We start from the raw sequence: 23539 nt of genomic DNA, 5'->3' as shown, positions 1-23539 counted from the left end.
GCATCCGCCTGCCGCATCCCGGGCAGTGTCATCCCGCAGTCGAGACGCCCGAGGCAACCCGCCGCGCGTACCGACGGATCGCCTTGTCGATCTCGACCGTCGCGAACACGACGATGCCGACGACGAGCGGCAGCACCCAGCCCGTGAGCGGAACCGCCGTGGTGTCGAAGGCGGTCTGCATGAACGGCACGTACCCGAAGGCGAGCTGGAGGGCGATCATGATCCCGACGCACAGCCACGAGACGCCGTTCGTGGTGAACAGCTCGCGGCGCAGGCTGCTCGTCGTACTGAAGCGGCTCGCGAACAGGTAGAAGATCTGCCCGACGACGAGGGTGTGGACCGCGATGGTCCGGGATGCCTCGAGGCCGAGGCCGCCGGACTGGGCGAGGAGGAAGGCACCGATCGTCGCTCCGCCGAGGAGCAGGGACACGTAGGCGATCCGCACGATCGCCTCGCCGTCGAGGAGCGAGGCGCGGGGGTCCCGCGGTGGACGGTCCATGATGCCGGGCTCGGACGGCTCGAAGGACAGGGCGAGCGACAGCGTCACCGCGGTGATGAGATTGACCCAGAGCACCTGGAGCGGAGTGATCGGCAGGGTCATCCCGGCGAGCATCGCGACGAGGATGACGAGGCCCTGCGCCCCGTTCGTCGGGAGCATGAAGATGATCGCCTTGCGGAGGTTGTCGTAGATCGTCCGGCCCATCTCCACCGCGGCGGCGATCGAGGCGAAGTTGTCGTCGGTGAGGACGATGTCGGCGGCCTCCTTGGTCGCCTCCGTGCCCTTGATGCCCATCGCCACGCCGACGTCGGCGCGTTTGAGCGACGGGGCGTCGTTGACGCCGTCGCCGGTCATCGACACGACATCGCCGTCGGCCTGGAGCGCCTGCACGAGCCGCAGCTTGTGCTCCGGGCTCGTGCGCGCATAGACGTCGTGCTCACGGACGATCTCCCGCAGCTCCTCGTCGGTGCTCGCCTCGAGCTCCGCCCCGGTGATCGCGCGATCACCGATCCCCATCTCCCGGGCGATCGCGGTCGCGGTGCCGGCGTGGTCACCGGTGATCATCCGCACCCGGACGCCGGCGCGCTGCACGGTGCGGATCGCCTCGATCGCCTCCTCGCGCGGCGGATCGATGATCCCGAACAGGCCGAGGAAAACGAAGCCGCCGGCGTCGACGTCCGCGGTCGTCAGCTCGTCCGTCTCCGCACTCGCGCGGCGCTCGGCGGCGGCGAGGACGCGCAGGCCCGCGGCGCCCAGCCGGTCGACCTCCGCCTCCCACCGGGCGCGGTCGAGGGGCTCGGAGGAATCGGGCCCGCTCCCCTGGCGGTCGCACCGGTCGAGCAGCCGATCGGGTGCGCCCTTGAGGTGGATGAGCCGGGTGCCGTCCGGCGCCGCATCGAGGGTCGCCATGTACTTGTACTCGGAGTCGAACGGCACCTCCGCGATCCGCTCGGCATCCGGTTCGAGACCGGACTTGAGCGCGAAGGTGCGGATGCCCCCGTCGGTCGGTTCGCCGCTGAGCACCCATTCGCCGTCCCGCTCGAGCACGCGGGAGTCGTTGGCGAGCGCGGCGACCTCGGCAACGGAGGCGAGGTCGGGGTGGGAGGCAGCGTCGATCGGCTCGGCCTCCCCCGCTCCCAGGCGGCGGAGCTCGCCGTGCGGCGCGTACCCGGTGCCGGTGACCTCGAAGCGTCCGGAGACGGTGACGACCTCGCGCACGGTCATCTCGTTGCGGGTGAGCGTGCCGGTCTTGTCCGAGCAGATCGTCGTCACCGAGCCGAGCGTCTCGACCGAGTTCATTCGACGGGTGATCGCATTCCGGGCGGCCATCGCCTGCACGCCGAGCGCGAGCGTGATGGCGAGGACGGCGGGCAGGCCCTCGGGGATCGCCGCGACCGCGAAGCCGATCGCGGACATGATCAGCTGCGCCCAGGGCCGGTCGTGGAGGAGCCAGGACACGAGGATCATGAGCACCGCGAGCACGACGGCGATGACCGCGAGTGCCGAGGAGAACCGTCCCATCGAACGGGTGAGCGGCGTGTCCATCGTCTCGACCTCGCTGAGCATCGTGGTGATGCGGCCGATCTCGGTGCGCGTCCCCGTCGCGGTGACCACACCGCGGCCGGTGCCGGCGGCGACGACGGTGCCCGAGAACGCCATCGAGGTCCGGTCCCCGACGCCGGCGTCCGGCTCGACCGGGGCGACCGATTTCTCCACGGGGACCGATTCGCCGGTGAGCGCGGACTCCTCGACCCGCAGATTCACCGCGCGCAGCAGTCGGATGTCAGCGGGCACCTTGTCGCCGGCACGCAGACGGACGATGTCCCCGGGGACGAGGTCCTCTGCGTCGATCTCCCTCCACTCGCCGTCGCGGAGCGCCTCGCTGTCGAGCGAGAGCATCTCCCTGATCCCCTCGAGCGCGTCGGCCGCCTTGCCCTCCTGGAAGAACCCGACGAGGGCGTTGATGAGGACGACGGCGAGGATGACGATCGTGTCGACGACCTCGCCGAGGATCGCGGTGAAGACCGCCGCACCGAGCAGCACGTAGATCATCGGATCGCGGAACTGGCGGAGCAGCCGCTGGAGCGTGGTCTCCTGCTCGCCCGGGGGCAGCGCGTTCGGCCCGGTCTCCGCGAGGAGGTCGCCCGCCCGGCCGGAGTCGAGGCCGGAGTCGTCGGTCCCGAGCGCGTCGAGGACCTCCTGCTCCGGGAGGGCGTGCGGGGGACGGTCGGCGGCGAACAGCTGCGCCGGCGATGATGTCATCGATGCTCCTGACCGGCGGGTGCCGGAATCGCTTCATGGTCCTGCACTGCGGGTCCGGTGCATCCCGGACCGGCATTCCCGACGACAGGGAACCTTCCCGCTCACACGACGGTGACCAGCGGTTCTCCACCATCGGATGGCCTGCCCGTCCATGCTACGCCGCGGTGTCGACGGCGGTTCCCACCGAGGTCACAGGCCGCCGTTCGGTGACTCCCCCTGCCGCGGTGGGCTAGCGTGGACGCAGACCGGCGAAAGGACGAACGATGACCGATCCCACCACCCGCACCCCGGCGCCGAGCCCAGCGCCGAGCCCGGCGCCGACGGACCGCTCCCGTGCGGCAGCCGTCCCCGCCGACGCTCCCCCGACCGTGGTCGCCTGGGTCGATGCCGACCGCCGGCAGGAGACGACGGCGATGCGCGCCCAGCTCGCGCAGGCGGTCGAGCTCGTCTCCCCGCTCACCGACCGGTTCCGCTTCACCGGACCCGACGAGGTCATGGCCGTGCTCGAGTCCGCGTTCGAGCTGCTCGACGACATCGAGATCACCGCCCTCACCGGCACGGGCCGCGACTGGGCACTCCACGGGACGAGCACCCTCGACGGGAACAGCCTCGAGGAGATCCGGTGGCTCCACCTCGACGCGGACGACCGGATCGACCGGATCACCCTGTTCATCCGCCCGGCACCGGCGGCGATCTCCCTGCTCGCGAAGATCGGGGCTCCGCTCGCCCGGCGCGGTGCGCTGCTCCCGGCCGCCGCGCTCGCCTCCCGGGCGGCGGCGCCGGTTGCTGCGGTGCTGCGCCTCACCGAGCGATTCGTCATGGGCCGCCTCAAGCGGAACTGACGGTCGTCAGCTCCGGAGGACGTCCGCGAGCCCGGTGAGCAGCCGATCGACGTCACGCTCATCGGTGTAGGGCGCGATGCCCATGCGCAGCCCCACCCGGTCCGGCAGGCCGAGCCTCCCGACCGCCTCCCAGGCGTAGAAGTCGCCCGCCGGGGCGAGCACCCGGTGGTCCGCGGCGAGCCGGCGATAGACGTCGCGGACATCGCGGCCGGGCAGGGTCACGCACACCGTCGGCGTCCTCTCCCGCGCCTTCGACCAGGACACCACCCGGTCGCCGAAGCCCTGCAGACCGGATTCGAGCCGGTCGAGCAGCGCGTGCTCGTGCGCGGCGATCGCAGCGTAGGAGCGCGCGAGGCGCTCGCGGCGCCCGGTCTCCTTGCCCGGCGCGATCCCGGCGAGGAAGTCGACGGCGGCGCTCACCCCGGCGAGCAGCTCGTAGGGCAGGGTGCCGCGCTCGAACCGGTCCGGCACGGCATCGGTCTGCGGGGCGAGGCGGTCGGGGACGATCGCGGCCAGCAGCGCGGGGTCGGCGGCGAGAGCGGCGCAGTGGGGACCGAGGAACTTGTACGGCGAGCACACGACGACGTCGGCTCCGAGCGCCGCGCGGTCGACGAGGACATGGGCGGCGAGGTGCACCGCATCGACCCAGACGAGGGCACTGTGGGCATGGGCGAGATCGGCGACGTCGCGGACCGGCGGAATGGTGCCGAGCAGGTTCGAGGCGCCGGTGACCGCGACGAGCACGGTGCGCTCGCCGATCGCCAGCCGGGCGGATTCGAGATCGAGCTCCCCGGTGTCGGGGTCGAGATCGATCCAGCGCACCGTCGAGCCGGAGCGGCGCGCAGCCTGGAGCCACGGCCGGATGTTCGAGTCGTGGTCGAGTCGGGTGAGCACGACCTCGTCGGCCGGGCCCCAGTCCCGCGACAGGTGGGCGGCGAAGTCATACGCGAGCGAGGTCGCGGAGCGCCCGTGGACGACCCCCTGCGGCTCGGCACCGACGAGGTCGGCGATCGCCTGCCGGAATGCGGCCATCGAGTCGAGGGCATGGCGCTCGGACGCGATGCCGGAGCCCTTGTTCGACAGCGGTCCGGTGAGGGTGTCGGCGACGGCCCGACCGACCTCGGCCGGGGTCTGGGTGCCGCCGGGACCGTCGAAGTGCGCGATCCCGCTGTCGAGCGAGGGGAAGTGATGACGCAGTGCCGCGACGTCGTAGGTCATGGGATCCTCCTCGGGGATCGGGCCGACCCTCGACCCACGCTAGGCGTCCCGGTCCCCGGAGGGAAGGGCCGCGAACAGGTCCGGACCGTGCGCGAGGCTCACGAGGACGGGTGCGGTGCTCGGCCCGGCGGTGCGATCGGCGAGCTCGACCTGCGGGTGGCTCGTGCAGCGCGGGTCCTCCCACGGCGGCCCGAGGACGATCGCGGCGGGATCGAGCCCGCCGCGGGCGGTGTCGAAACCGGTGCCGAGCGCCTTGAGCACGGCCTCCTTGCGCACCCAGGTGCGCAGCAGCCAGTGCAGCCGATCGCTCTCCGTCGCCGACGCCGCAGCGCGGAACCATTCCCGCTCCTCGGCGGAGAGGACGACGGCGGCGAAGTCGCTCGCCCGGGTTCCGGAGTCGCGGAACGGCACCCAGGTCTCGGCGTCGATGCCGACGGCGCCGGACTCCCCCGGCGCGCTGCACGCCGCGGCGATCCAGCCGGGAGTGCGGGACAGGGAGACCTCGACGGGGGTGGAACCGGCCCGGGCTCGGCGCCCCCGCCCGCTCCGCTCGACTTGGACCGCCTGCGGTGCCACGGCATGGGTCCGGGACACGAGAGCGATGATCACATCGGCGCCGGGGTCGCCTTCTCCGACTGCGCGCTCGATCGTCCACTCCACTGCTCGCCGCTCCCCTCCGCTCCGGGTTCCGTCCAGTATCGCCGAAGCGCTCCCGCCCGGCACCGGCCCGGCGCACGCATGCGGTGCGGACACCGCGCACCGGGCCGCGCGCGTGCGACGCCTCGGACCGGCCTCCCGGCCTCCGCTCTCCGCGCGGCGTAGACTCCTCCTGATCCACCGCTGTCCGCACGAGATCGAGTTCGAGGCCTGTGACACCCCATCCTCCGCAGTTCCCCGGCGCCCACCGGACCCCGCCGCCGCGCACCCTCATCGACATCATCCTCGAGGTCGCCGCCGCCCATCCCGAGGCGCCCGCGATCGACGACGGACAGCGGAGCCTGAGCTACGCCGAGCTGCTCACCGCGATGCGGGATCTCGGACTCGAGCTCCATGCCGCCGGGGTCGGCCCCGGCGATGCGGTCGGGGTACGGGTGTCGAGCGGCACCCTCGACCTCTACGTCTCGATCCTCGCCGTGCTCATGATCGGCGCGGCCTACGTCCCCGTCGACGTCGACGATCCCGAGGAGCGGGCCCGCACGGTCTTCGCCGAGGCCGGGGTCGCCGCCGTCATCACCGACCCCGCCGCACCGAGCGAGGAGATCCGCCCGACGATCACCCGCACCATCGATCGGCCGCTCTCCGCCACCCCGGATCTGCGGGCCCCGGAGCCGGGCGACGACTGCTGGGTGATCTTCACCTCCGGTTCGACCGGCACCCCGAAGGGCGTGGCGGTGAGCCACCGGTCAGCCGCCGCGTTCGTCGACGCCGAATCCCGGATCTTCTGCCGCGACGAGCCGCTCGGGCCCGGTGATCGGGTCCTCGCCGGGCTGTCGGTGGCCTTCGATGCGAGCTGCGAGGAGATGTGGCTCGCCTGGGGGCACGGCGCCTGCCTCGTGCCCGCCCCGCGCGCCCTCGTCAAGTCCGGCATGGACCTCGGGCCGTGGCTGTCGAGCCGCCGCATCACCGTCGTGTCGACCGTGCCCACGCTCGCCGCGCTGTGGCCGGCGGAGACGCTCGACAACGTCCGACTGCTGATCTTCGGCGGCGAGGCCTGCCCGCCGGAGCTCGCCGCCCGGCTGTCCGACGGCACCCGCGAGGTGTGGAACACCTACGGTCCCACCGAGGCGACCGTCGTCGCGTGCGCCGCTCCGCTCGGGTCGACCGGGCCGGTGCGGATCGGCCTGCCGCTCGACGGCTGGGACCTCGCCGTCGTCGACGCGGCGGGCGTCCCGGTGGCCGCCGGCGGGACCGGCGAGCTCATCATCGGCGGGGTGGGGCTCGCCCGCTACCTCGATGCGGCGAAGGACGCCGAGAAGTACGCCCCGATGCCCACCCTCGGCTGGGAGCGCGCCTACCGGTCGGGGGACCTCGTCGTCAACGATCCCGCCGGCCTCGTGTTCGTCGGCCGCGCCGACGAGCAGGTTAAGCTCGGCGGGCGGCGGATCGAGCTCGGCGAGGTCGACTCCGCGCTCCAGGCGCTGCCCGCCATCGCCGGCGGTGCGGCCGCGGTGAAGACGACGCCCGGCGGCACCCAGCTGCTCATCGGCTACCTCGCACCCTCCCGGCGCCCGGCGCCGGAGGAGGAGGCCGCCTTCCTCGCCGCCCGCGCCGAGCAGCTCCGCCAGGTGCTCCCCGCCGCCCTCGTCCCCCGCCTCGCGATCGTCGACGACCTGCCGACGAAGACCTCGGGCAAGGTCGACCGGAACGCGCTGCCGTGGCCGCTCGACTCCCTCGCCGAGGTCGACGCCGCGGGCCCGCTGCCCGCGCACGCGGAATGGATCGGACAGCAGTGGGCGGCGGTGCTCGGCGGCACGCCGGGCATGGACACCGACTTCTTCGACGCCGGCGGCGGATCGCTCGCCGCCGCCCAGCTCGTGTCGCGGCTGCGCGCCGAGCACTCCCGGATCACCGTGGGCGACATCTACGCCCACCCGCGGTTCGGCGCCCTCGTCGAGCTGTGCACCGGGGCCGACGCTCCCGCGGAGGTGCACCGGCGTCCGCGCCGGGTGCGGCGGACGGCGCGCTCGATGCAGCTCCTCCAGACGGTCCTCGGGATCCCCCTCCACATCCTCTCCGCCATGCGGTGGGTCGTCCTCACCCTCGTCCTGTGCAACCTCACCGCCGCGGTCGGGGCACCGCTCGTCACCACCCCGTGGTGGTTCGTCGCGGTGCTCTACCTCGTGTTCGTCACCGCGTGGGGCCGGATGCTCATCTCCGCCGGCGCGGCCCGGCTGCTCCTGCGCGGAGTGGGTCCGGGCGTGTATCCGCGCTCCGGCGGCGTGCACCTGCGGCTGTGGCTCGCCGAGCACATCGCCGGCCTCGCCGCCGCGGTGTCCGTCGCCTCGGCGCCCTGGGTGACGTGGTACGCGCGGCTGCTCGGCAACCGGATCGGACCCGACGTCGACCTCCACTCGATCCCGCCGGTGACCGGCCTGCTCACCCTCGAGGAGGGTGCGGCGATCGAGCCCGAGGTCGACCTCAAGGGGTGGTGGGTCGACGGCGACCTGCTGCGCATCGGCGCCGTCCACGTGGGTGCCTACGCCACCGTCGGCGCCCGCTCGACGCTCATGCCCGGGTCCCGGGTGGGATCCGGCGCCCACGTCGAACCCGGTTCGGCGGTGACCGGGAAGGTGCGGAAGAACCAGGTGTTCTCCGGATCCCCGGCGGTGCGGATCGGACGGTCGAAGAGTACGTGGCCGGACCCGCCCACCCGCCGGCGCCACACGCCCTTCCTCCTCTACGCGGTCGGGTCGATCTTCCACGCCGCGATCCCCTACGTCGCAGCCGTGCCCGGGATCGCCCTCGTGCTCGCCGTGTCCGGGCCCGAGGTGCTGGCCCGCCCGCTCGTCCTCCTCGCCTGGTCGCCGCTGCTCGCCGCCTCGTGGTTCCTCTGCACCGCGCTCCTCGTCGTCGCCGCGGTGCGCGGGCTCGCACTCGGACTGCGCGAGGGGACCTATCCGGTGCGTTCGGCGATGGGCTTCCGGGTGTGGGCAACGGAGCGGATCATGGACATGGCCCGCGACCTGCTGTTCCCGCTCTACGCGAGCCTGCTCACCCCGGTCTGGCTGCGGATCCTCGGCGCCCGGGTGGGCCGCGGGGTCGAGGCGTCGACCGTGCTCCTCGTGCCGTCGATGACGCAGATCGCCTCCGGGGCATTCCTCGCCGACGACACCATGGTCGCCTCGTACGAGCTCGGCCGCGGCTGGATGCGGATCGGCCGCGCGAAGGTCGGCAAGCGGGCGTTCCTCGGCAACTCGGGCATGGCCGCGGCCGGGCGCCGGGTGCGGAAGAACTCGCTCGTCGCCGTGCTGTCGGCCGCCCCGCAGAAGGCGAAGAAGGGCAGCTCGTGGATCGGCTCTCCCCCGGTCGAGCTCCGCCGCTCCGAGGTCGCCGCCGACGAGTCGCTGACCTACGATCCGCCGCTCCGGCTCAAGGCGCTGCGCGGCACGTGGGAGACGCTGCGGATCCTCGCGGTGCTCACCGCCGGGATCCTCGTCACCGCCGTGGTCCTCACTCTCGCCGGATTGCTCGCCGCCGCTGCCGAGGCGACGGGCGGGGTGTGGCCCGCGGTCATCATGACCGCCGTGTCCGGTGTGGTGATGATGCTCGCCGGGGCGGCCGCCGCCGGCATCGCCGTCGTGACGAAATGGCTGTTCGTCGGTCGCGTGACCCCCGGCGAGCACCCCCTGTGGTCCTCGTTCATCTGGCGCAATGAGGTCGCCGACTGCTTCGTCGAGCTCGTCGCCGCCCCGTGGTTCGCGCGCTCGGCCGTCGGCACGCCGGCGCTCGTGTGGTACCTGCGGGCGCTCGGGGCGCGGATCGGACACGGCGTGTGGTGCGAGACCTACTGGCTGCCGGAGGCCGACCTCGTCGAGCTCGCCGACAACTCGACGGTCAACCGCGGCTGCGTCGTCCAGACCCACCTGTTCCACGACCGCGTCATGGCGCTCGACACGGTGACCCTCGACACCGGCGCGACCCTGGGCCCCAACAGCGTGATCCTGCCGGCGGCCTCTCTGGGCCGCGCCGCGACCGTCGGCCCCGCCTCGCTCGTCATGCGCGGCGAGTTCGTCCCCGCGGACGCCTATTTCGCCGGCAACCCGGTGGTCCCCTGGGTCGACGCCCCCGACCTGCCGGAATCCGCTTTCGCCGAGCCCGCGCCCACGAACGCCGAGGAGGAGGTCCGATGACGTCGACGCTCGACAGCTACACCCCGCACTCCGGGACCCCCGGGGTCCGGATCGAGCACTACGATCTCCACCTCGACTACAAGATCCTGCCGAACCGGCTCGCCGGGCAGGCGATGCTGCGCGGCTGGATGCTCGAGGACGCCCGGACCATCGAGCTCGATCTCATCGGCCTCGCAGTGAGCCGGGTCCTCGTCAACGGGCGCCGGCACCGCTTCAAGCAGACGCGGACGAAGCTCGTCATCAAGGCGATCGACAGGTTCGTCGTCGACGAGAAGCTCGCGCTCACCATCCACTACTCCGGCACCCCGGGACCGGCGATGGGGACCTGGGGCGACGTCGGCTGGGAGGAGCTCACCGACGGCGTGCTCGTCGCCGGCCAGCCGACGGGGGCGGCGACGTGGTTCCCGTGCAACGACCACCCGAGCAGCAAGGCGACCTTCCGGGTGACGGTGCTCGTCGACTCCGAGTACACCGTGATCTCCAACGGCGAGCTCGTCGGGACGCGACGGCGCGCGGGTCGGACGGCGTGGACGTGGGAGTCCGCCGAGCCGCTCGCGACGTATCTCGCGACCGTGCAGATCGGCCAGTACCGGCGCGGTGCGATCGAGAGCGGATCCCACGCGCCGTCGCGCGTGGCGATGGCGCTTGCCTGCAGCGAGACGCTGTGGGACCGGGCGCAGCAGGCGCTCGCGGTGCAGCACGCGATGATGGCGGTGTTCGAGCGCCGGTTCGGACCGTACCCGTTCGGCCACTACGGGATCGTCGTCACCGACGACGTCCTCGAGATCCCGCTCGAGTCGCAGCCGCTGTCGATCCTCGGTCGCAACCACCTGAGCCGGACGTGGAACTCCGAGCGGCTCGTCGCGCACGAGATGGCGCACCAGTGGTTCGGGAACGCGCTGACCCCGGCGACGTGGTCCGACATCTGGCTCAACGAGGGCTTCGCCTGCTACGCGGAGTGGATCTGGTCGGAGGACTCGGGCCAGAAGCCCGCACAGCGGCACGCCCGCGAGCAGCACGCGCGCCTGGCCGGGCAGCCCCAGGACCTCGTGCTCGCCGATCCGGGCGCCGCCGACATGTTCGACGACCGGGTGTACAAGCGCGGTGCGCTCACCCTCCACGCGCTGCGCCTCCACCTCGGCGACGAGGACTTCTTCGGGATCCTGCGGCGCTGGACCGATCAGCATCGGGGAGCGAATGTCACCACCGCGGCGTTCCTCGCGCTTGCGGAACAGGTGTGCGGCCGCCCGGTCGAGCCGCTCATCCACGACTGGCTCTACGCGAAGCCGCTCCCGCCGCTGCCCGTGCAGTGGTGAGCGCCTGGACGCTGCCTGCCGGGACGTCCCCGCTGTGACGTCCCCGCGGGGACGCGTCGTGCAGCGGTGAGGCGGTGCGACCGTTACCATGAGAGCATGACCGACCCGACTCACGTTGACCCCCTCGCGCTCGAATCCCTGCTCGCCCTCGAGCACCGCGGGTGGGACGCCCTGTCCAGCCACCGGGGCGGCGCGTTCTACGGCGCTCTCATGACGCCGGAGGCGGTCATGGTCCTCGTCAACGGGATGGTTCTCGACCGGGAGACGATCGTCGCCGGCCTCGACGACTCCCCCGCCTGGGACTCCTACACCCTCACCGAGGCCCGGGTGGTGCCGACCGGCGAGGACTCCGCGGCACTCGTGTACCGGGCGAGCGCGCGGCGCGCTGCGGACCCTGCCCCGTTCGAGGCCCTCATGGCGAGCCACTACCGGCTGGTCGACGACGAGGTGCGACTCACCTTCTACCAGCAGACGACGATCACGCACTGAGCGCTGCACTCGGCGGAGTGGATTCGGCCCTCGGGCAGTGCGATGCTGAAGACTCCGTCCGAGCACGCGAGCCGCGCGGCTCGGTTCCGATGAACGAGGTGGCAGTTCGAATGATGGATCCGTCGCGCGCGCAGCAGGTCGCCAACCCGCTCGAGGAGCTCGGGCTCGATGAGCTCCGGCAGCGGACGAGCATGAAGTGGCGCGCCCACCCCGCTGACGTGCTGCCGCTGTGGGTCGCGGAGATGGACGTCCGACTCGCCCCGCCCATCGCCGAGGCCCTCCACCGCACCATCGATGCCGGTGACACCGGGTATCCCGTCGGCACCGCGTACGCCGAGGCCTTCTCCGCGTTCGCAGCGGAGAACTGGGCGTGGAACGACCTGGCCGTGGAGCGGACCGCGATCGTCCCCGACGTCATGATGGGAATCGTCGAGGTGCTCCGGCTGTTGACGGAGCCCGGTGACGCCGTCGTCGTCAACTCCCCCGTCTACGCGCCGTTCTACGCCTTCGTCACCCATGACGGCCGGCGGATCGTCGAGGCGCCCCTCGGTGCGGACGGCCGGGTGGACCTCGGCGTCCTCGAGGACACGTTCCGCCGGATCAGACAGGGCGGGCGCGGGGCCGCCTACCTGCTCTGCAACCCGCACAACCCCACCGGAACGGTGCACACCCCGGGGGAGCTCGCGCGGATCGCGGAGCTCGCCCGCACCCACGGGGTCCGGGTGGTCGCCGATGAAATCCACGCCCCGCTCGTCCTGCCCGGGGCCCGCTTCACCCCCTATCTCAGCGTGCCCGGGTCGGAGGACGCCTTCGCGCTGATGTCGGCGTCGAAGGCCTGGAACCTCGCCGGTCTCAAGGCCGCGCTCGCGATCGCCGGGGAGGAGGCCGCCGCGGATCTCGCCCGCATGCCCGAGGAGGTCAGCCACGGCCCGAGCCACCTCGGCCTCATCGCCCACACCGTCGCGCTCCGGGAGGGACAGGAGTGGCTCGGCGCGCTGCTGCGGGGTCTCGACGCGAACCGGACGCTGCTGCGCCGGCTCGTCGCCGAGCACCTGCCCGAGGCCGGCTTCCGCGTGCCCGAGGGCACCTACCTCGCATGGCTCGACTGCAGCTACCTCGGCGCCGGGGCACCCGCCGCGCGGGACGGACTCGCCGTCGTGTCCGATCTCGCGGGACCGGCGCAGCTGTTCCTCGACGAGGCCCGGGTGGCGCTGAGCTCCGGTCACGTGTTCGGCACGGGCGGTGCCCAACACGTCCGGCTCAACTTCGCCACCTCACCGGCGATCCTCACCGAGGCCGTCGAGCGGATGGGTCGCGTGCGGCCGGTCGGCTGAGACCGGCCGGCCCACCGTGAGCTGAGGCGTCGCCGCTGTGACGTCCTGGTCCATTGCCGAACGGCGTCGGACGTCACAGCGGGGACGTCGGTTCCGCGGGACGAGAGGGGTTCGCCAGTGCATAGGCGGAACAGCTCTCGCACCGTGTGATGAAGTTGTGCCGGCACTCTCGGACGTGCTCGAGGAACGCTTCCGCGGCGTCGAGCTCCGCCCGCTGCCTGCGGATCGCCTCGAGACGAGCGGCGATGACGCCGTCGCGCCCCTGCTCGTCGCGGTGCAGGATGAGGCGGATCTCCTCGAGACCCAGCCCGACGGACCGGCAGGATCGGACGACCTGCAGTCGGCGCACATGCTCCTCGGTATAGTCGCGATACCCTGCAGGGGTCCGGTCCGGCGTGATGCCGCACGCGTCCTCCCAATGACGCAGGACGTGGGTCGCGACGCCGAGGCGCCCTGCGGCCTCCCCGATCCTCATGACACCGTGCTCCTCACGTTCCCGCACCTCTTGCCTTCATGTCGACATGAAGGTCTAGCGTAGCGCGCATGACCGACCTCCCCGCCCCGCCCGAGCGCATCCCGATCCTCGGCACCGAGATCGCGACCTCCGTGCTCGAGCCCGAGACCGGCAACCCCGCCGGTGACGTCGTGCTCTGCCACGGGACACCGTGGTCGGCGGAGACCTGGCTGCCGGTGGCCCGAGCGCTCGCACGGTCGTTCCGGGTCTTCCTGTGGGACATGCCGGGGTACGGGAGGTCGATCCGCGGATCCGATCCGCCGGTCGACCTCGTCCATCAGCGCCACCGTCTCACTGCGCTCATCGATCACTGGGATCTCGATCGACCCCACGTCGTCGCGCACGACATCGGCGGTGCGGTCGCTCTCGGATCCCATCTGCTCGACGGCGCCGCCTCCGCCTCGCTCTATCTCCTCGATGTCGTCGCACTCGACCCGTGGGGCTCGCCGTTCTTCCGACTCGTCTCCGAGCACCACGAGGTGTTCGCCGCACTTCCGGAGAATCTGCACGCCGCCCTCGTCCGGGAGTACATCTCCGGCGCCGGCGGCGACACCCTCACCCCCGCGCGGGTCGAGGAGCTCGCCCGACCGTGGTGCTCGCCGCGCGGACAGGTCGCCTTCTACCGGCAGATCGCCGCACTCACTCCGGACCACACCGCGCCCATAGTCGCCCGACTCGCTGAGACCCGATGCCCGGTGCACATCGGCTGGGGCGCGGACGATCCCTGGATCCCCGTCGCCCAGGCGGCCGAGCTCGCCGGCCGGTTCCCCGGGCAGCCCGGCGTCACGACCTTCCAGGGGACCGGCCACCTCGTGCAGCTCGAGGCGCCGACCGAACTCGCTCTCGACCTCCGGCGATGGCTCGGGACCCTGCCGAGCTGACCGTCCGCCGTGAGCCGAGACGTCCCCGCTGAGACGTCCCCACGGGGACGTCGCAGCGGGCCTCCCCACCCGGACCGGATCACCGTCCCCGTGCGTTCGCGATGCCGGCGGCTCCGCCGGGCGATGGGCGTCACCCCCGCCGCCTATCGGCGTGCGTTCGGACACTGATCGTTCGCACACCGACCGGCCCCGCGCGCCCCCGTGCCGCACGCGCCGGAGGATCTCCGCCTACGCGGCGGACCCGCGCGCCCGGATCCGCGGGTACACCCGGCGGAGGAGCCGGACCCACGGCGACCAGCGGGGCGGGCCGGTGACCCCGGCTGCGCGATCGAGGAGGTCCTCGAGCACGGCGTCGTGCAGCGGACCGACGAGCACCGCCCATTGCAGACGCCGCCACGGGCCGATGCGGAGCTCGAGGTCGTGCACGAGGCGGCTGCCGCGGGCGGAGGGGACGACGACGAACCGGTGGAAGCCGCGCCAGTGCCGCGAGCCGAGGATCGAGTCGAAGGCGAAGGTCACCGCATCCGGTGAACGCTCCGTGCAGTGGTAGCGCACCGGGCCGTGCCCGCCCGCCGCACCGACGAGGGGCGGGCCGTCGAGGCGCATGGGGAACCACAGGTGCACAGGCCACAGCCCGTCGTCCCGGGTTCCGAGCGTCGACAGCAGCGCCGCGACCTCGGCGGCGGGCCGGTCGAGGTCGCGGGAGTGCCGGTTGCGGACCCGCACGGTCTCAGCCCTCGCGCGCCGCGAGGTCGAGCAGCATGACGTCGGAGCTCCCGTTGCGGCCGATGACCGCGAAGCCGAGCTCCTCGTACAGGTGGCGGGACCCGTTGCCGTCCTCGACGGCGAGGCTGATCGCCCGGACACCGGTGAGCCGCGCCATCTGGAGCAGCGCCTGCATGAGCCGGCGGCCGAGCCCCTCGCCCTGCGCCTCGGGCAGGACCGCGATCGAGAGCTCGGGGATCTCGTCGGCGACCCAGCCGTAGCCCGGCTTCTCCCCCATCGTGCGGAGCCAGGCCGCCCCGAGCACGCGGGGATCCGCCTCGGGTCCTGCGGCACTCGAGTCGGCGTCGCCGTCACCCGTTTCGCCGTCACCCGCCTCGCTGTCGGTCTGCCCGGGTCCGTCGTCCTCGCCCACCGCCATGACACCGAGGTCCCCGGTCCTTCCCCAGCCCTCGATGTAGCGGTTGAGGTGATCGTCGGCGCGGACCGCCTTGGCGTCGAGCGGCGGGCGGTCCATCGACCAGTTGCAGCAGAGCTCGAGGAACGGCAGGAGGATGTGCTCGCCGTCGGACGGGACCGTAACGATGCGCATGCGGGGACTCCTCGGGACTGGGTGCGAGTACGCCCATCATCGTATCCGCGCCCGGGGCCGGGGTCCGTGCGAGCGGGCCGCGCCCGCTCTCAGCTGCGCGCTTCGGCGCGCCGAATCCAGCCGTCGTCGCGCACCCGCCAGCCCAGGCTGACCGCGCGGAACGCGACGAAGCCGATCCCGAAGCACGCCCACAGCACATGGACGGTCGGCCACTGCGTGAACACGAGGAGCAGCAGGACCGCGTACCCGAGCAGCGCCCCGAACTGGGCGAGCGCCAAGTAGCGGGCGTCCTCGGCTCCCATGAGCACACCATCGAGGGTGAAGACGTACCCGGCGATCGGCATCCCGGCGGCGAGGATGAGAGCGAGCGTGCCGATGAGGGCGGCGACCTCGGGATCGCCGGTGAACACCGCACCGAGGACCGGGGACGCGGCGGCGAGCAGCACGCCGACGACGACCCCGAAGCCGATCCCCCACTGGATGAGCCGCCGGTTGATCGCCGCCACCCGCTCCCGCCGGCGGTGCCCGAGCTCGAGGCCGATGAGCGCCTGCCCGGCGATCGCGAGCGAGTCGAGGACGAGGGCGAGCGCGTTGAATAGCGTCTGGATGACCTGGATCGCGGCGAGCTGCACGGTGCCCAGACCGGTGGCGAGCACGATGAGGAGGATCATCGCAGCGCGCAGCGAACCGTTGCGCACGAGCAGCCAGCCCGAGGTGCGGGCCGCCCGGATGACGCCCGCCCAGTCCGGGCGCAGCGAGGCCCCGGTGCGGCGGGCGGCGCGGACGGCGATGACGAGGTAGATCGCGCACATCCCGAGGTGGGCGATGAGCGTGCCGAGCGCGGACCCGGCCACGCCCATGTCGAGACCGTAGATGAAGAGCGCGTTGAGCCCGATGTTGGAGAGGAAGCCGCCGGCGGCGACGTAGAGCGGGGTGCGCGTGTCCTGCAGCCCGCGCAGCAGCCCGGTCGCGGCGACGACGGTGAGCATGAAGGGCAGGCCCCACCAGGAGATGGTGAGGTAGGCCGAGGCGCCGGCGGCCACCTCGGGCGTGGGATCGAACCAGCCGATACCCGTGTCGATGAGCGGCAGCCCGATGACGAGCAGGACGCCCGAGGTGATGAGCGCGAGCCAGATCCCGTCGAAGCCGGCGCCGATCGCGCCCGGGGTGTCACCGGCGCCGAGCCGGCGGGCCACGCGCGGGGTCGTCGCGTAGGCGAGGAAGATCATGAGGCCGAGGACGGTCTGGAGGATCGTGCTCGCGATCGCGAGCGAGCCGAGCGCCTCGGGCCCCAGGTGCCCGACCATCGCGGTGTCGGCGAGGAGGAACAGGGGTTCGGCGGCGAGCGCCCCGAGTGCCGGGACGGCGAGCCTGAGGATGTCCCGGTCGAGTGCACGCATGACCACCATCGTAGGACCGGGACACCTGGACGGGCACGTCAGGCCGGACTGTTAGGGTCGCCCCCGTGAGAACGGTCGACAACGCACGCACCACCGACACCCGGGCCGGTGCCTTCCAGCGGCACCTGCCCCTCCTCGCCACCGAGGTGATCTGCCTCGCCGCGGTCGTGGTCGCCGTGGTCACCCGGCAGTGGTCCGACATCATCATCCCGGCGCTGCTGATTCCCGCCGGTCTGGTGCCGCTCCTCCTCGAGCGCTGGGCGCGCACCCCAATCCCCGCGTGGCTCCAGGGGCTCTACGCGGCGCTGCTGCTCTCCGGCCCGTTCCTCGGCAGCCACCTCCACTTCTATGCGGTGTGGGGACTGTGGGACACCGTGGTCCACTTCTACTCCGGCATCCTCATCGCGCTCGGCACGGTCTACGCGCTCGGCATCGCCTACCGGCGGACCGATCTCACCCCCCCGCCGTGGTTCGAGGCCGTCGTCGTCATCGCCGTGAGCGGCCTCGTCGCGCTCCTGTGGGAGATGTCCGAGTTCACCGCGGACATCGTCGTCGGGACGAACGCGCAGCGGAACAACACCGACACGATGGTCGACCTCGTCGCGGGCACCTCGGCGGCCGTCCTCGTGGCGATCCCGCTCCTCCTCCGACGGCGGCGCGGGGCGTCCGCGGACACCGACGCTCACGCCTGACGAGCGATCGGGGCCACGGCCGGCGGAATATCTCGCCGTGACCGACGTTGTGCGGAGTGGAAGCCGCAGCCCGACGGTCCGCGGCACCCGCTTCACGGGTGACGGGACGACCGGGCGCGGAGGACCCCGGCGCCGGCTCCGGCGCGGAAGGAGCACCCCATGTCAGACACCGATCGCATCGTCATCCTCGGCGGACACGGCAAGATCGCCCTGCTCGCCGCACCCCGACTCACCGCGGCGGGATTCGCCGTCGACTCCGTCATCCGCAAGGAGGACCAGCGCGATGACGTCAGGGAGGCCGGCGCGAATCCCGTCGTCCTCGACATCGAGACCGCGACCGAGGAGGACCTCGCCAAGCAGTTCACCGGGGCGAAGGCCGTGGTGTTCTCCGCCGGCGCCGGCGGGGGCGACCCGCAGCGCACGCACGCAGTCGACTACGAAGCGGCCGTGCGCGCGATGAAGGCCGCGCAGCAGGCCGGCGTGCAGCGGTTCGTCATCGTCTCCTACGTCACCGCGGGGATCGACGTCGACCGGCTCGAGGAGGACAACTCCTTCTTCCCCTACGCCAAGGCCAAGCACGACGCCGACGCTCACCTGCGCGAGACCGAGCTCGACTACACGATCCTCGGCCCGGGCCGCCTCACCCTCGACCCGGCGAGCGAGCAGATCCAGGTCGTCGATTCCCACGGCGAGGCCGAGGGCCGCACGCCCTCCGACGAGGAGAAGGTCACCTCCCGCGACAACGTCGCAGCCGTCATCACCCACGTCCTGCGTGAGGGTGCCGGAGTCCGGGAGACCGTCAACTTCTTCGACGGGTCCACCCCGATCGCCGAGGCGATCCGCTGAGACCGGGCGTACGAGTGCAGGACTTCCGGCGGAGGGTGGTGGCGTTGATGCCACCACCCTCCGTCGAAAGCCCCACAGTTCGGTCGGACGCCCGGCCGGGCACTGTCAGAACAGGGTGCTGATCCAGCGGCGGGTCTCGGCGGGGTCGATGACGTCGTCGACGTCGAAGAACATCGCCGCGGTCATCGCCCGGCCCTGCTCGTAGGACTCCGCGACGAGCTTCTCGTAGAGCGCCTCGCGCTCGGCCGGGTCCTCGACCGCGGCGAGCTCCTTCGAGTAGCCCAGGCGCACCGCGCCCTCCAGGCCCATCGGTCCCATCTCCCCGCTCGGCCAGGCGACGGTGAAGCGGGTGGCGTGGAAGGAGCCGGCGGCCATCGCCATCGCGCCGAGCCCGTAGCCCTTGCGCACGACGACCGCCCCGAACGGCACGCTCAGCCCCGCCCCCGTGGTGAAGAACCGACCGAACGCGGTGACGCCCGGCTCGTGCTCGGCCTCCGGGCCGACCATGAACCCGGGGGTGTCGACGAAGGACACGACAGGGATCCCGCGCGCCTGCGCGGTCTCGAGCAGCCGCACGAAGGAGTTCGCGGCATCGACGTCGACCGCCCCGCCGAGGTGGTGGTTGTCGTTGGCGATGATCGCGATCGGCCGGCCGGCGACGAGCGCGAAACCGGTGATCGCGCCCGGTGCGTGATCCGGGCGCAGCTCGAGGAACGTGTCCGCATCGACGACGCTGCGGATCACCTCGCGCATCTCGAAGGCGCGCAGCCGGTCCCCGGGGACCACGGCCCGCGCGCGCTCCGGATCCGGGGCACCGGAGTCCGCGGCCGAGGCGCCCTGCTGGGTATCCGGGGACACGGCACCCGGCCCGGCACCGCCGCTCTCCCCCGTCGGCACGAAGTAGCGCAGGTACTGCTGGGTGACGGAGACGGCCTCGGCGTCGTCGGCGACGAGCACGTCGATGACACCGCTCGCGGTGTGGACGCCGACCGGGCCGATGTCCTCGGGCCGGTAGCGCCCCAGGCCGCCGCCCTCGACCATCGCCGGCCCGCCCATCCCGAGGTTCGCGTCCTCGGTGGCGATGATGACGTCGCACACCCCGGCGAGCGCGGCGTTGCCGGCGAAGCACCGCCCGGACACGATCGCGACGAGCGGCACCCGGCCCTTGAGCCCGGCGAGCGCGGCGAAGGTGTGGACGTTGAGGTGGGCGCCCGGGGCCCGGTCGGTGTCGCCGGGCCTCCCGCCGCCGCCCTCGGCGAACAGCACCACCGGCAGCCCCTTGGACGCCGCGACCTGGATGAGCCGATCGGTCTTCGCGTGGTTGCGGGAGCCCTGGGTGCCGGCGAGCACCATGTAGTCGTAGCTCATGACGACGGCCTCGAGCGGACCGCTGGGCGTGTCGACGAGTCCGATCCCGCCGATCAGCCCATCCCCGCTCGTGCGCGCGATGAGTTCCTCCAGCGAGCGCCTGGCCATCTGGGCGGCGATGACGAGCGGCCCGTACTCGACGAACGAGCCGGGCACGAGCAGGTCGTCGAGGTTCTCCCTGGCCGTCCGCCGCTGCCGGGCGTGGATCTTCTCCACCGCTTCCGGCTTCGCCTCGTCGAGCACGTCGGCATGCCGCTGCACGACCTCGTCGACGAGCGGGTGCGCCTCGTCACCGGCGGCCTCCGCCTGGGCGGCGGGGTCCTCGGAGGTCCGCACGAGGAACACCGGATCACCGGCTGCGACGGTGTCGCCGACCGCCACGAGGGCGCGCGCCTCCGAATGGGCCGGTGCCGGGATCGGGTGGTGCATCTTCATCGCCTCGATGAGCCCGAGCTCACCGGGCCGCGCCTCGAGGGACACGATCGTGCCGCTGAGCGGGGCGGCGACGAGCTCCTCCCCCGGCCCGGGTGCGGGCGCGGTGCGAGCCGCAGCCGAGGCGCCCTCGGCCGACGAGGCGCCCGCACCTCCCGGCGCACCACCGGAACCGGTGCCGGCGCCGTCCGCGCCACCGTCCCCCGCCGCGAGCTCCGCGGCCCGGGCGACGAGCGCTCCCATGTGCTCGTCGATCCATGTCGTGTGCGCCTGGCCGAGCTGCGCGCGCTCGAGGACGGCGCGGAGGAAGGCGGTGTTCGTGTCCAGCCCGGTGCAGCCGAGCTCGGCGAGCGCGCCGACGGACCGGCGCTCGGCGGCCTCGAGACTCGGGCCGTGGGCGATGACCTTGGCGATGACGGTGTCGTAGAGGGCGCCCACGCGGGTGCCGCCGCGCACCCAGGTGTCGACGCGGATCCCGGGCCCGCTCGGCAGGTCGAAGCGCTCGATCGTGCCGGTGGCCGGGTGCACGGTGCCCTCGGCGGCGAGGGTCTCCGCGGCCACCCGCACTTCGATCGCGCTGCCGGCAGGCTCCCACGTCATGTCCTCGGCCACGCCGTGGACGGCGAGGTCCTCGCCCAGGCCGAGCGCGATCTGGCAGGCGACGAGGTCGAGCCCGGTGACCGCCTCGGTGACGGTGTGCTCGACCTGGATCCGCGGGTTGACCTCGAGGAGCACCCAGTCGTCGTCGGCGACGAGGAACTCGACGGTCGCGAGCGACAGGTAGTGGAGCGAGTCGAGGAGCTTCTCCGCCGCCCGGTGGAGGTCCGCACGCAGCTCTGCGGACAGTCCGGGTGCCGGGGCGAGCTCGACGAGCTTCTGCCGGCGGCGCTGCAGCGAGCAGTCGCGGTCGCCGAGCGCGTACACGCCGTCGGGGGTGCCGATGCACTGGACCTCGATGTGGCGGGCTGCGGGGAACCAGGTCTCGGCGAACACGCGCGCGTCCCCGAATCCGTGCTCGGCCTCCGCCGCACAGCGCGCGATCGCCGGTTCGACGTCCTCCGGGGAGGGGACGACGGCGATGCCGCGCCCGCCCCCGCCGGCGAGCGCCTTGATCGCGATGCCCGCCGGGTGTCGTTCGAGGAGCTCGAGGGCCGGCGCGGCGGTCTCGAGGACCCCGGTCGCCTCGGCGACGGGGATGTCGAGGGCGGCCGCCCGGTCCTTCGTCGAGGTCTTCGTCCCGGCGATCTCGAGGACGTCGGCGGACGGGCCGAGGAAGGTCAGTCCCGCCTCGTGGCACGCGTGGGCGAACGCGGCGGATTCGGCGAGGAACCCGTAGCCGGGGTGGATGAGCTCGGCCCCCTCGTCGACGGCGATCCGGATGAGCTGCGCGATGTCGAGATAGGCGCGCGGACCGATCCCCTCGAGCTGCCGGGCCGAATCGGCGAGCCGGACGTGGAGGCTGTCGGCGTCGTCGGCGGGGTGGACGGCGAGCGTGCGCAGCCCCTGGTCCTGAGCGGTGCGGATGATGCGGGCGGCGATCTCGCCCCGGTTCGCGACGAGCAGCGTGGTCATGCGGTGGGCAGCTCCTTGAGCAGGTCGACCTTGCGGATCTTGCCGGTCGCGGTCATCGGCATCGTGTCGACGACGACGACCTCGGGCACCTTGTACGACGACATCTGCTCCCGCGCCCAGTCCCGGATGCTCTCCGGCGTCGCCGCGGAGCCCTCCGTGAGCTCGACGAAGGCGACGGGCCGCTGCCCGGTCTCCGGGTCCTCGCGCGGGGCGACGGCGACCCGCACGACGTCGGGGTGGCCCTTGAGGAAGGATTCGACCTCGGCGGGGAACACGCTCATCCCCTTGACCTTGATCATCTCCTTGGTCCGGGCGAGGTACGTCAGCGCCCCGTGCGCGTCGAACCGGCCGGTGTCCCCGGTGAGCAGCCAGCCGTCGACGAGCGTGTCGCGGCTCGCCTCGGGCCGGTGGTAGTAGCGGGTGAGGACGGAGGGCGAGTGCACGAGGATCTGCCCGGTCTCCCCGATCGGCACCGGTGCGAGGTCGGCATCGACGACGACGATCCGGGTGCCGGGCACCGGGTAGCCGCAGTAGATCGGCTCGGCGCGCAGGTCCTGGTCATCCGCATCGAGGCCGAGGGTGAAGGTGTCGGCGGTGTGCGTCTCCGTCATCCCGTAGGACGCCTCGCGCAGCAGCACACCGGTCGCCTCCCGCCACTGCCCGCGCAGCTCGGGGTCGAGCTTGCGGACGAAGCTCACCGCGGTGCAGTTGCGCAGCGAGGACGTGTCGGCACCGGCGAACCCGGGCAGCTCCATGAGCTCGACGTAGTTGTCCGCCGGCGCCACGATCGAGGTGACCTGCTGGGAGGCGATGAGCTCGAGCGCGACCTCGGGGTGCCAGCGAGTCATGAGCACGACGGTGGACCCGTCGACGAGCGGGTTGAGCATGCACATATCCTCCCCGGCGATCCAGAACATCGGGAGGAAGCCGAGTGCCACGTCTCCACCGGCCCCGGGGGTGCGCCCCTGGCCCAGGAGCGCGCTCACCGCGGTGTAGACCATGTGACCCTGCGTGTGCTCGCAACCCTTGGGCATGCCGGTGGTGCCGCCGGTGTAGTTGAGCGCGGCGAGCGCGTCCCGGTCCGCCGGCACCGGGTCGGCCGGCGGGCTGTCGATGATCGTCTGCCAGTCCGAGGGCTGCTCCGGGTCGATCGCACCGAACGGGGCGCGCGGCACCGGGTCGCCGTCGATCATGTCGGCCATCCGGGTGTAGGCGACGGTGAGGTCCGGATCGACCCCGTCCGCACCGCGCACCGCGTCGAGGAGCGGGGCGAACTCCGGGTGCGCGAGCACCACGCCGACCCCGGCGTCGGCGAGCTCGTAGGCGAGCTCGCCGGCCTTGAACAGCGGGTTGATCGGCACGTACACGGCGCCGAGGCGCAGGATCCCGAGGAACGCGATCGTCAGCTGCGGGCAGTTGACGAGGTACGCCCCCACCCGGTCGCCGGCGCGCACGCCCTGGGACCTGAGCCACCCGGCGAACGCGGCGGCCGAGCGCTCGAGCTCCGCATAGGACACATCGCGCCCGTAGAAGTGGATGGCGACGGTGTCCGGCCGCTCCGCCGCCCACTTCTGCGTGTAGTCGGCGAGCACCGCACCGGGCAGCGGCTCGCTGTACTCCCGGGGGACCTCGGCCGGCCACAGGTCGCGCATCCCGGCGAGCTCCTCGGCCGCCGCCTCCCACTGCTCATGCATCGGTGTCCGGGTCAT

At 72.6% G+C, this 23539-nt stretch carries 17 protein-coding genes; 8 read left to right on the top strand and 9 right to left on the bottom strand.

Annotation, left to right across the window (positions count from 1 at the left end):
* Window positions 1–28 precede the first annotated feature (28 nt).
* Window positions 29–2761 carry a cation-transporting P-type ATPase gene (locus C1A17_RS00300; protein WP_101649646.1) on the bottom strand — a complete coding sequence of 911 codons (2733 nt, stop codon included), beginning with the start codon at window positions 2759–2761 and terminating at the stop codon, window positions 29–31.
* A gap of 263 nt (window positions 2762–3024) precedes the next feature.
* Between C1A17_RS00300 and C1A17_RS00295 the strand changes: the two genes are divergently transcribed.
* Window positions 3025–3603 (top strand): hypothetical protein, encoded by a 579-nt coding sequence (locus C1A17_RS00295; RefSeq protein ID WP_101649644.1) that lies wholly within the window; start codon window positions 3025–3027, stop codon window positions 3601–3603.
* Between the two features lie 6 nt (window positions 3604–3609).
* Here the strand turns inward: C1A17_RS00295 and C1A17_RS00290 are convergent, their stop codons facing one another.
* The gene (locus tag C1A17_RS00290) at window positions 3610–4821 is read right to left on the bottom strand and encodes a cysteine desulfurase-like protein (protein ID WP_101649642.1); all 1212 of its coding nucleotides are present in this window, start codon (window positions 4819–4821) and stop codon (window positions 3610–3612) included.
* A 39-nt stretch (window positions 4822–4860) separates the two neighbouring features.
* Window positions 4861–5481 carry a 4'-phosphopantetheinyl transferase family protein gene (locus tag C1A17_RS00285; protein WP_180953169.1) on the bottom strand — a complete coding sequence of 207 codons (621 nt, stop codon included), beginning with the start codon at window positions 5479–5481 and terminating at the stop codon, window positions 4861–4863.
* A 209-nt stretch (window positions 5482–5690) separates the two neighbouring features.
* Here C1A17_RS00285 and C1A17_RS00280 point away from each other — a divergent pair, with 209 nt between their 5' ends.
* The 4 genes from C1A17_RS00280 to C1A17_RS00265 all read left to right on the top strand — a co-directional run bounded on the left by C1A17_RS00280 (window position 5691) and on the right by C1A17_RS00265 (window position 12810).
* A complete protein-coding gene (locus tag C1A17_RS00280) occupies window positions 5691–9671 on the top strand; it encodes a Pls/PosA family non-ribosomal peptide synthetase (protein WP_101649638.1) in 3981 nt (1326 codons plus the stop codon).
* A complete protein-coding gene (locus tag C1A17_RS00275; RefSeq protein WP_101649636.1) occupies window positions 9668–10987 on the top strand; it encodes a M1 family metallopeptidase in 1320 nt (439 codons plus the stop codon). Before C1A17_RS00280 ends, C1A17_RS00275 begins: the two co-directional genes overlap by 4 nt.
* A 96-nt stretch (window positions 10988–11083) precedes the next feature.
* Window positions 11084–11476, top strand: a complete 393-nt coding sequence (locus C1A17_RS00270) for a nuclear transport factor 2 family protein (protein ID WP_101649634.1) — start codon at window positions 11084–11086, stop codon at window positions 11474–11476.
* Window positions 11477–11586: 110 nt separating this feature from the next.
* Window positions 11587–12810 carry a MalY/PatB family protein gene (locus C1A17_RS00265; protein WP_245873333.1) on the top strand — a complete coding sequence of 408 codons (1224 nt, stop codon included), beginning with the start codon at window positions 11587–11589 and terminating at the stop codon, window positions 12808–12810.
* Between the two features lie 73 nt (window positions 12811–12883).
* Here the strand turns inward: C1A17_RS00265 and C1A17_RS00260 are convergent, their stop codons facing one another.
* On the bottom strand, window positions 12884–13285 hold the full coding sequence (locus C1A17_RS00260; protein WP_101649632.1) for a MerR family transcriptional regulator: 402 nt from the start codon (window positions 13283–13285) through the stop codon (window positions 12884–12886).
* Between the two features lie 68 nt (window positions 13286–13353).
* Here C1A17_RS00260 and C1A17_RS00255 point away from each other — a divergent pair, with 68 nt between their 5' ends.
* On the top strand, window positions 13354–14205 hold the full coding sequence (locus C1A17_RS00255) for an alpha/beta fold hydrolase (protein ID WP_101649629.1): 852 nt from the start codon (window positions 13354–13356) through the stop codon (window positions 14203–14205).
* A gap of 228 nt (window positions 14206–14433) precedes the next feature.
* Here C1A17_RS00255 and C1A17_RS00250 read toward each other — a convergent pair whose 3' ends face one another.
* From C1A17_RS00250 to C1A17_RS00240, 3 genes are all read right to left on the bottom strand, one after another.
* Entirely contained in the window at window positions 14434–14931 is a 498-nt protein-coding gene (locus C1A17_RS00250) for an SRPBCC family protein (protein WP_101649627.1), read from the bottom strand.
* 4 nt (window positions 14932–14935) lie between these two features.
* Window positions 14936–15520 carry a GNAT family N-acetyltransferase gene (locus C1A17_RS00245; RefSeq protein WP_101649625.1) on the bottom strand — a complete coding sequence of 195 codons (585 nt, stop codon included), beginning with the start codon at window positions 15518–15520 and terminating at the stop codon, window positions 14936–14938.
* Between the two features lie 89 nt (window positions 15521–15609).
* Window positions 15610–16920: an MATE family efflux transporter gene (locus C1A17_RS00240; protein WP_101651420.1), complete on the bottom strand. Its 1311-nt coding sequence runs from the start codon at window positions 16918–16920 to the stop codon at window positions 15610–15612.
* Window positions 16921–16985: 65 nt separating this feature from the next.
* Here C1A17_RS00240 and C1A17_RS00235 point away from each other — a divergent pair, with 65 nt between their 5' ends.
* Window positions 16986–17612 (top strand): DUF2238 domain-containing protein, encoded by a 627-nt coding sequence (locus C1A17_RS00235; RefSeq protein WP_101649623.1) that lies wholly within the window; start codon window positions 16986–16988, stop codon window positions 17610–17612.
* A gap of 159 nt (window positions 17613–17771) precedes the next feature.
* The gene (locus tag C1A17_RS00230) at window positions 17772–18458 is read left to right on the top strand and encodes an SDR family oxidoreductase (RefSeq protein WP_101649622.1); all 687 of its coding nucleotides are present in this window, start codon (window positions 17772–17774) and stop codon (window positions 18456–18458) included.
* Window positions 18459–18563: 105 nt separating this feature from the next.
* Here C1A17_RS00230 and C1A17_RS00225 read toward each other — a convergent pair whose 3' ends face one another.
* Entirely contained in the window at window positions 18564–21830 is a 3267-nt protein-coding gene (locus C1A17_RS00225) for an acetyl-CoA carboxylase family protein (RefSeq protein WP_101649620.1), read from the bottom strand.
* On the bottom strand, window positions 21827–23539 hold the full coding sequence (locus C1A17_RS00220; protein ID WP_219618225.1) for an AMP-binding protein: 1713 nt from the start codon (window positions 23537–23539) through the stop codon (window positions 21827–21829). Before C1A17_RS00220 ends, C1A17_RS00225 begins: the two co-directional genes overlap by 4 nt.

The organism is Brevibacterium ihuae, assembly GCF_900184225.1.
Lineage (GTDB): Bacteria > Actinomycetota > Actinomycetes > Actinomycetales > Brevibacteriaceae > Brevibacterium > Brevibacterium ihuae.
Note: the sequence above shows the minus strand (reverse complement) of the source record. Positions and strands in the feature narration are given on the sequence as shown.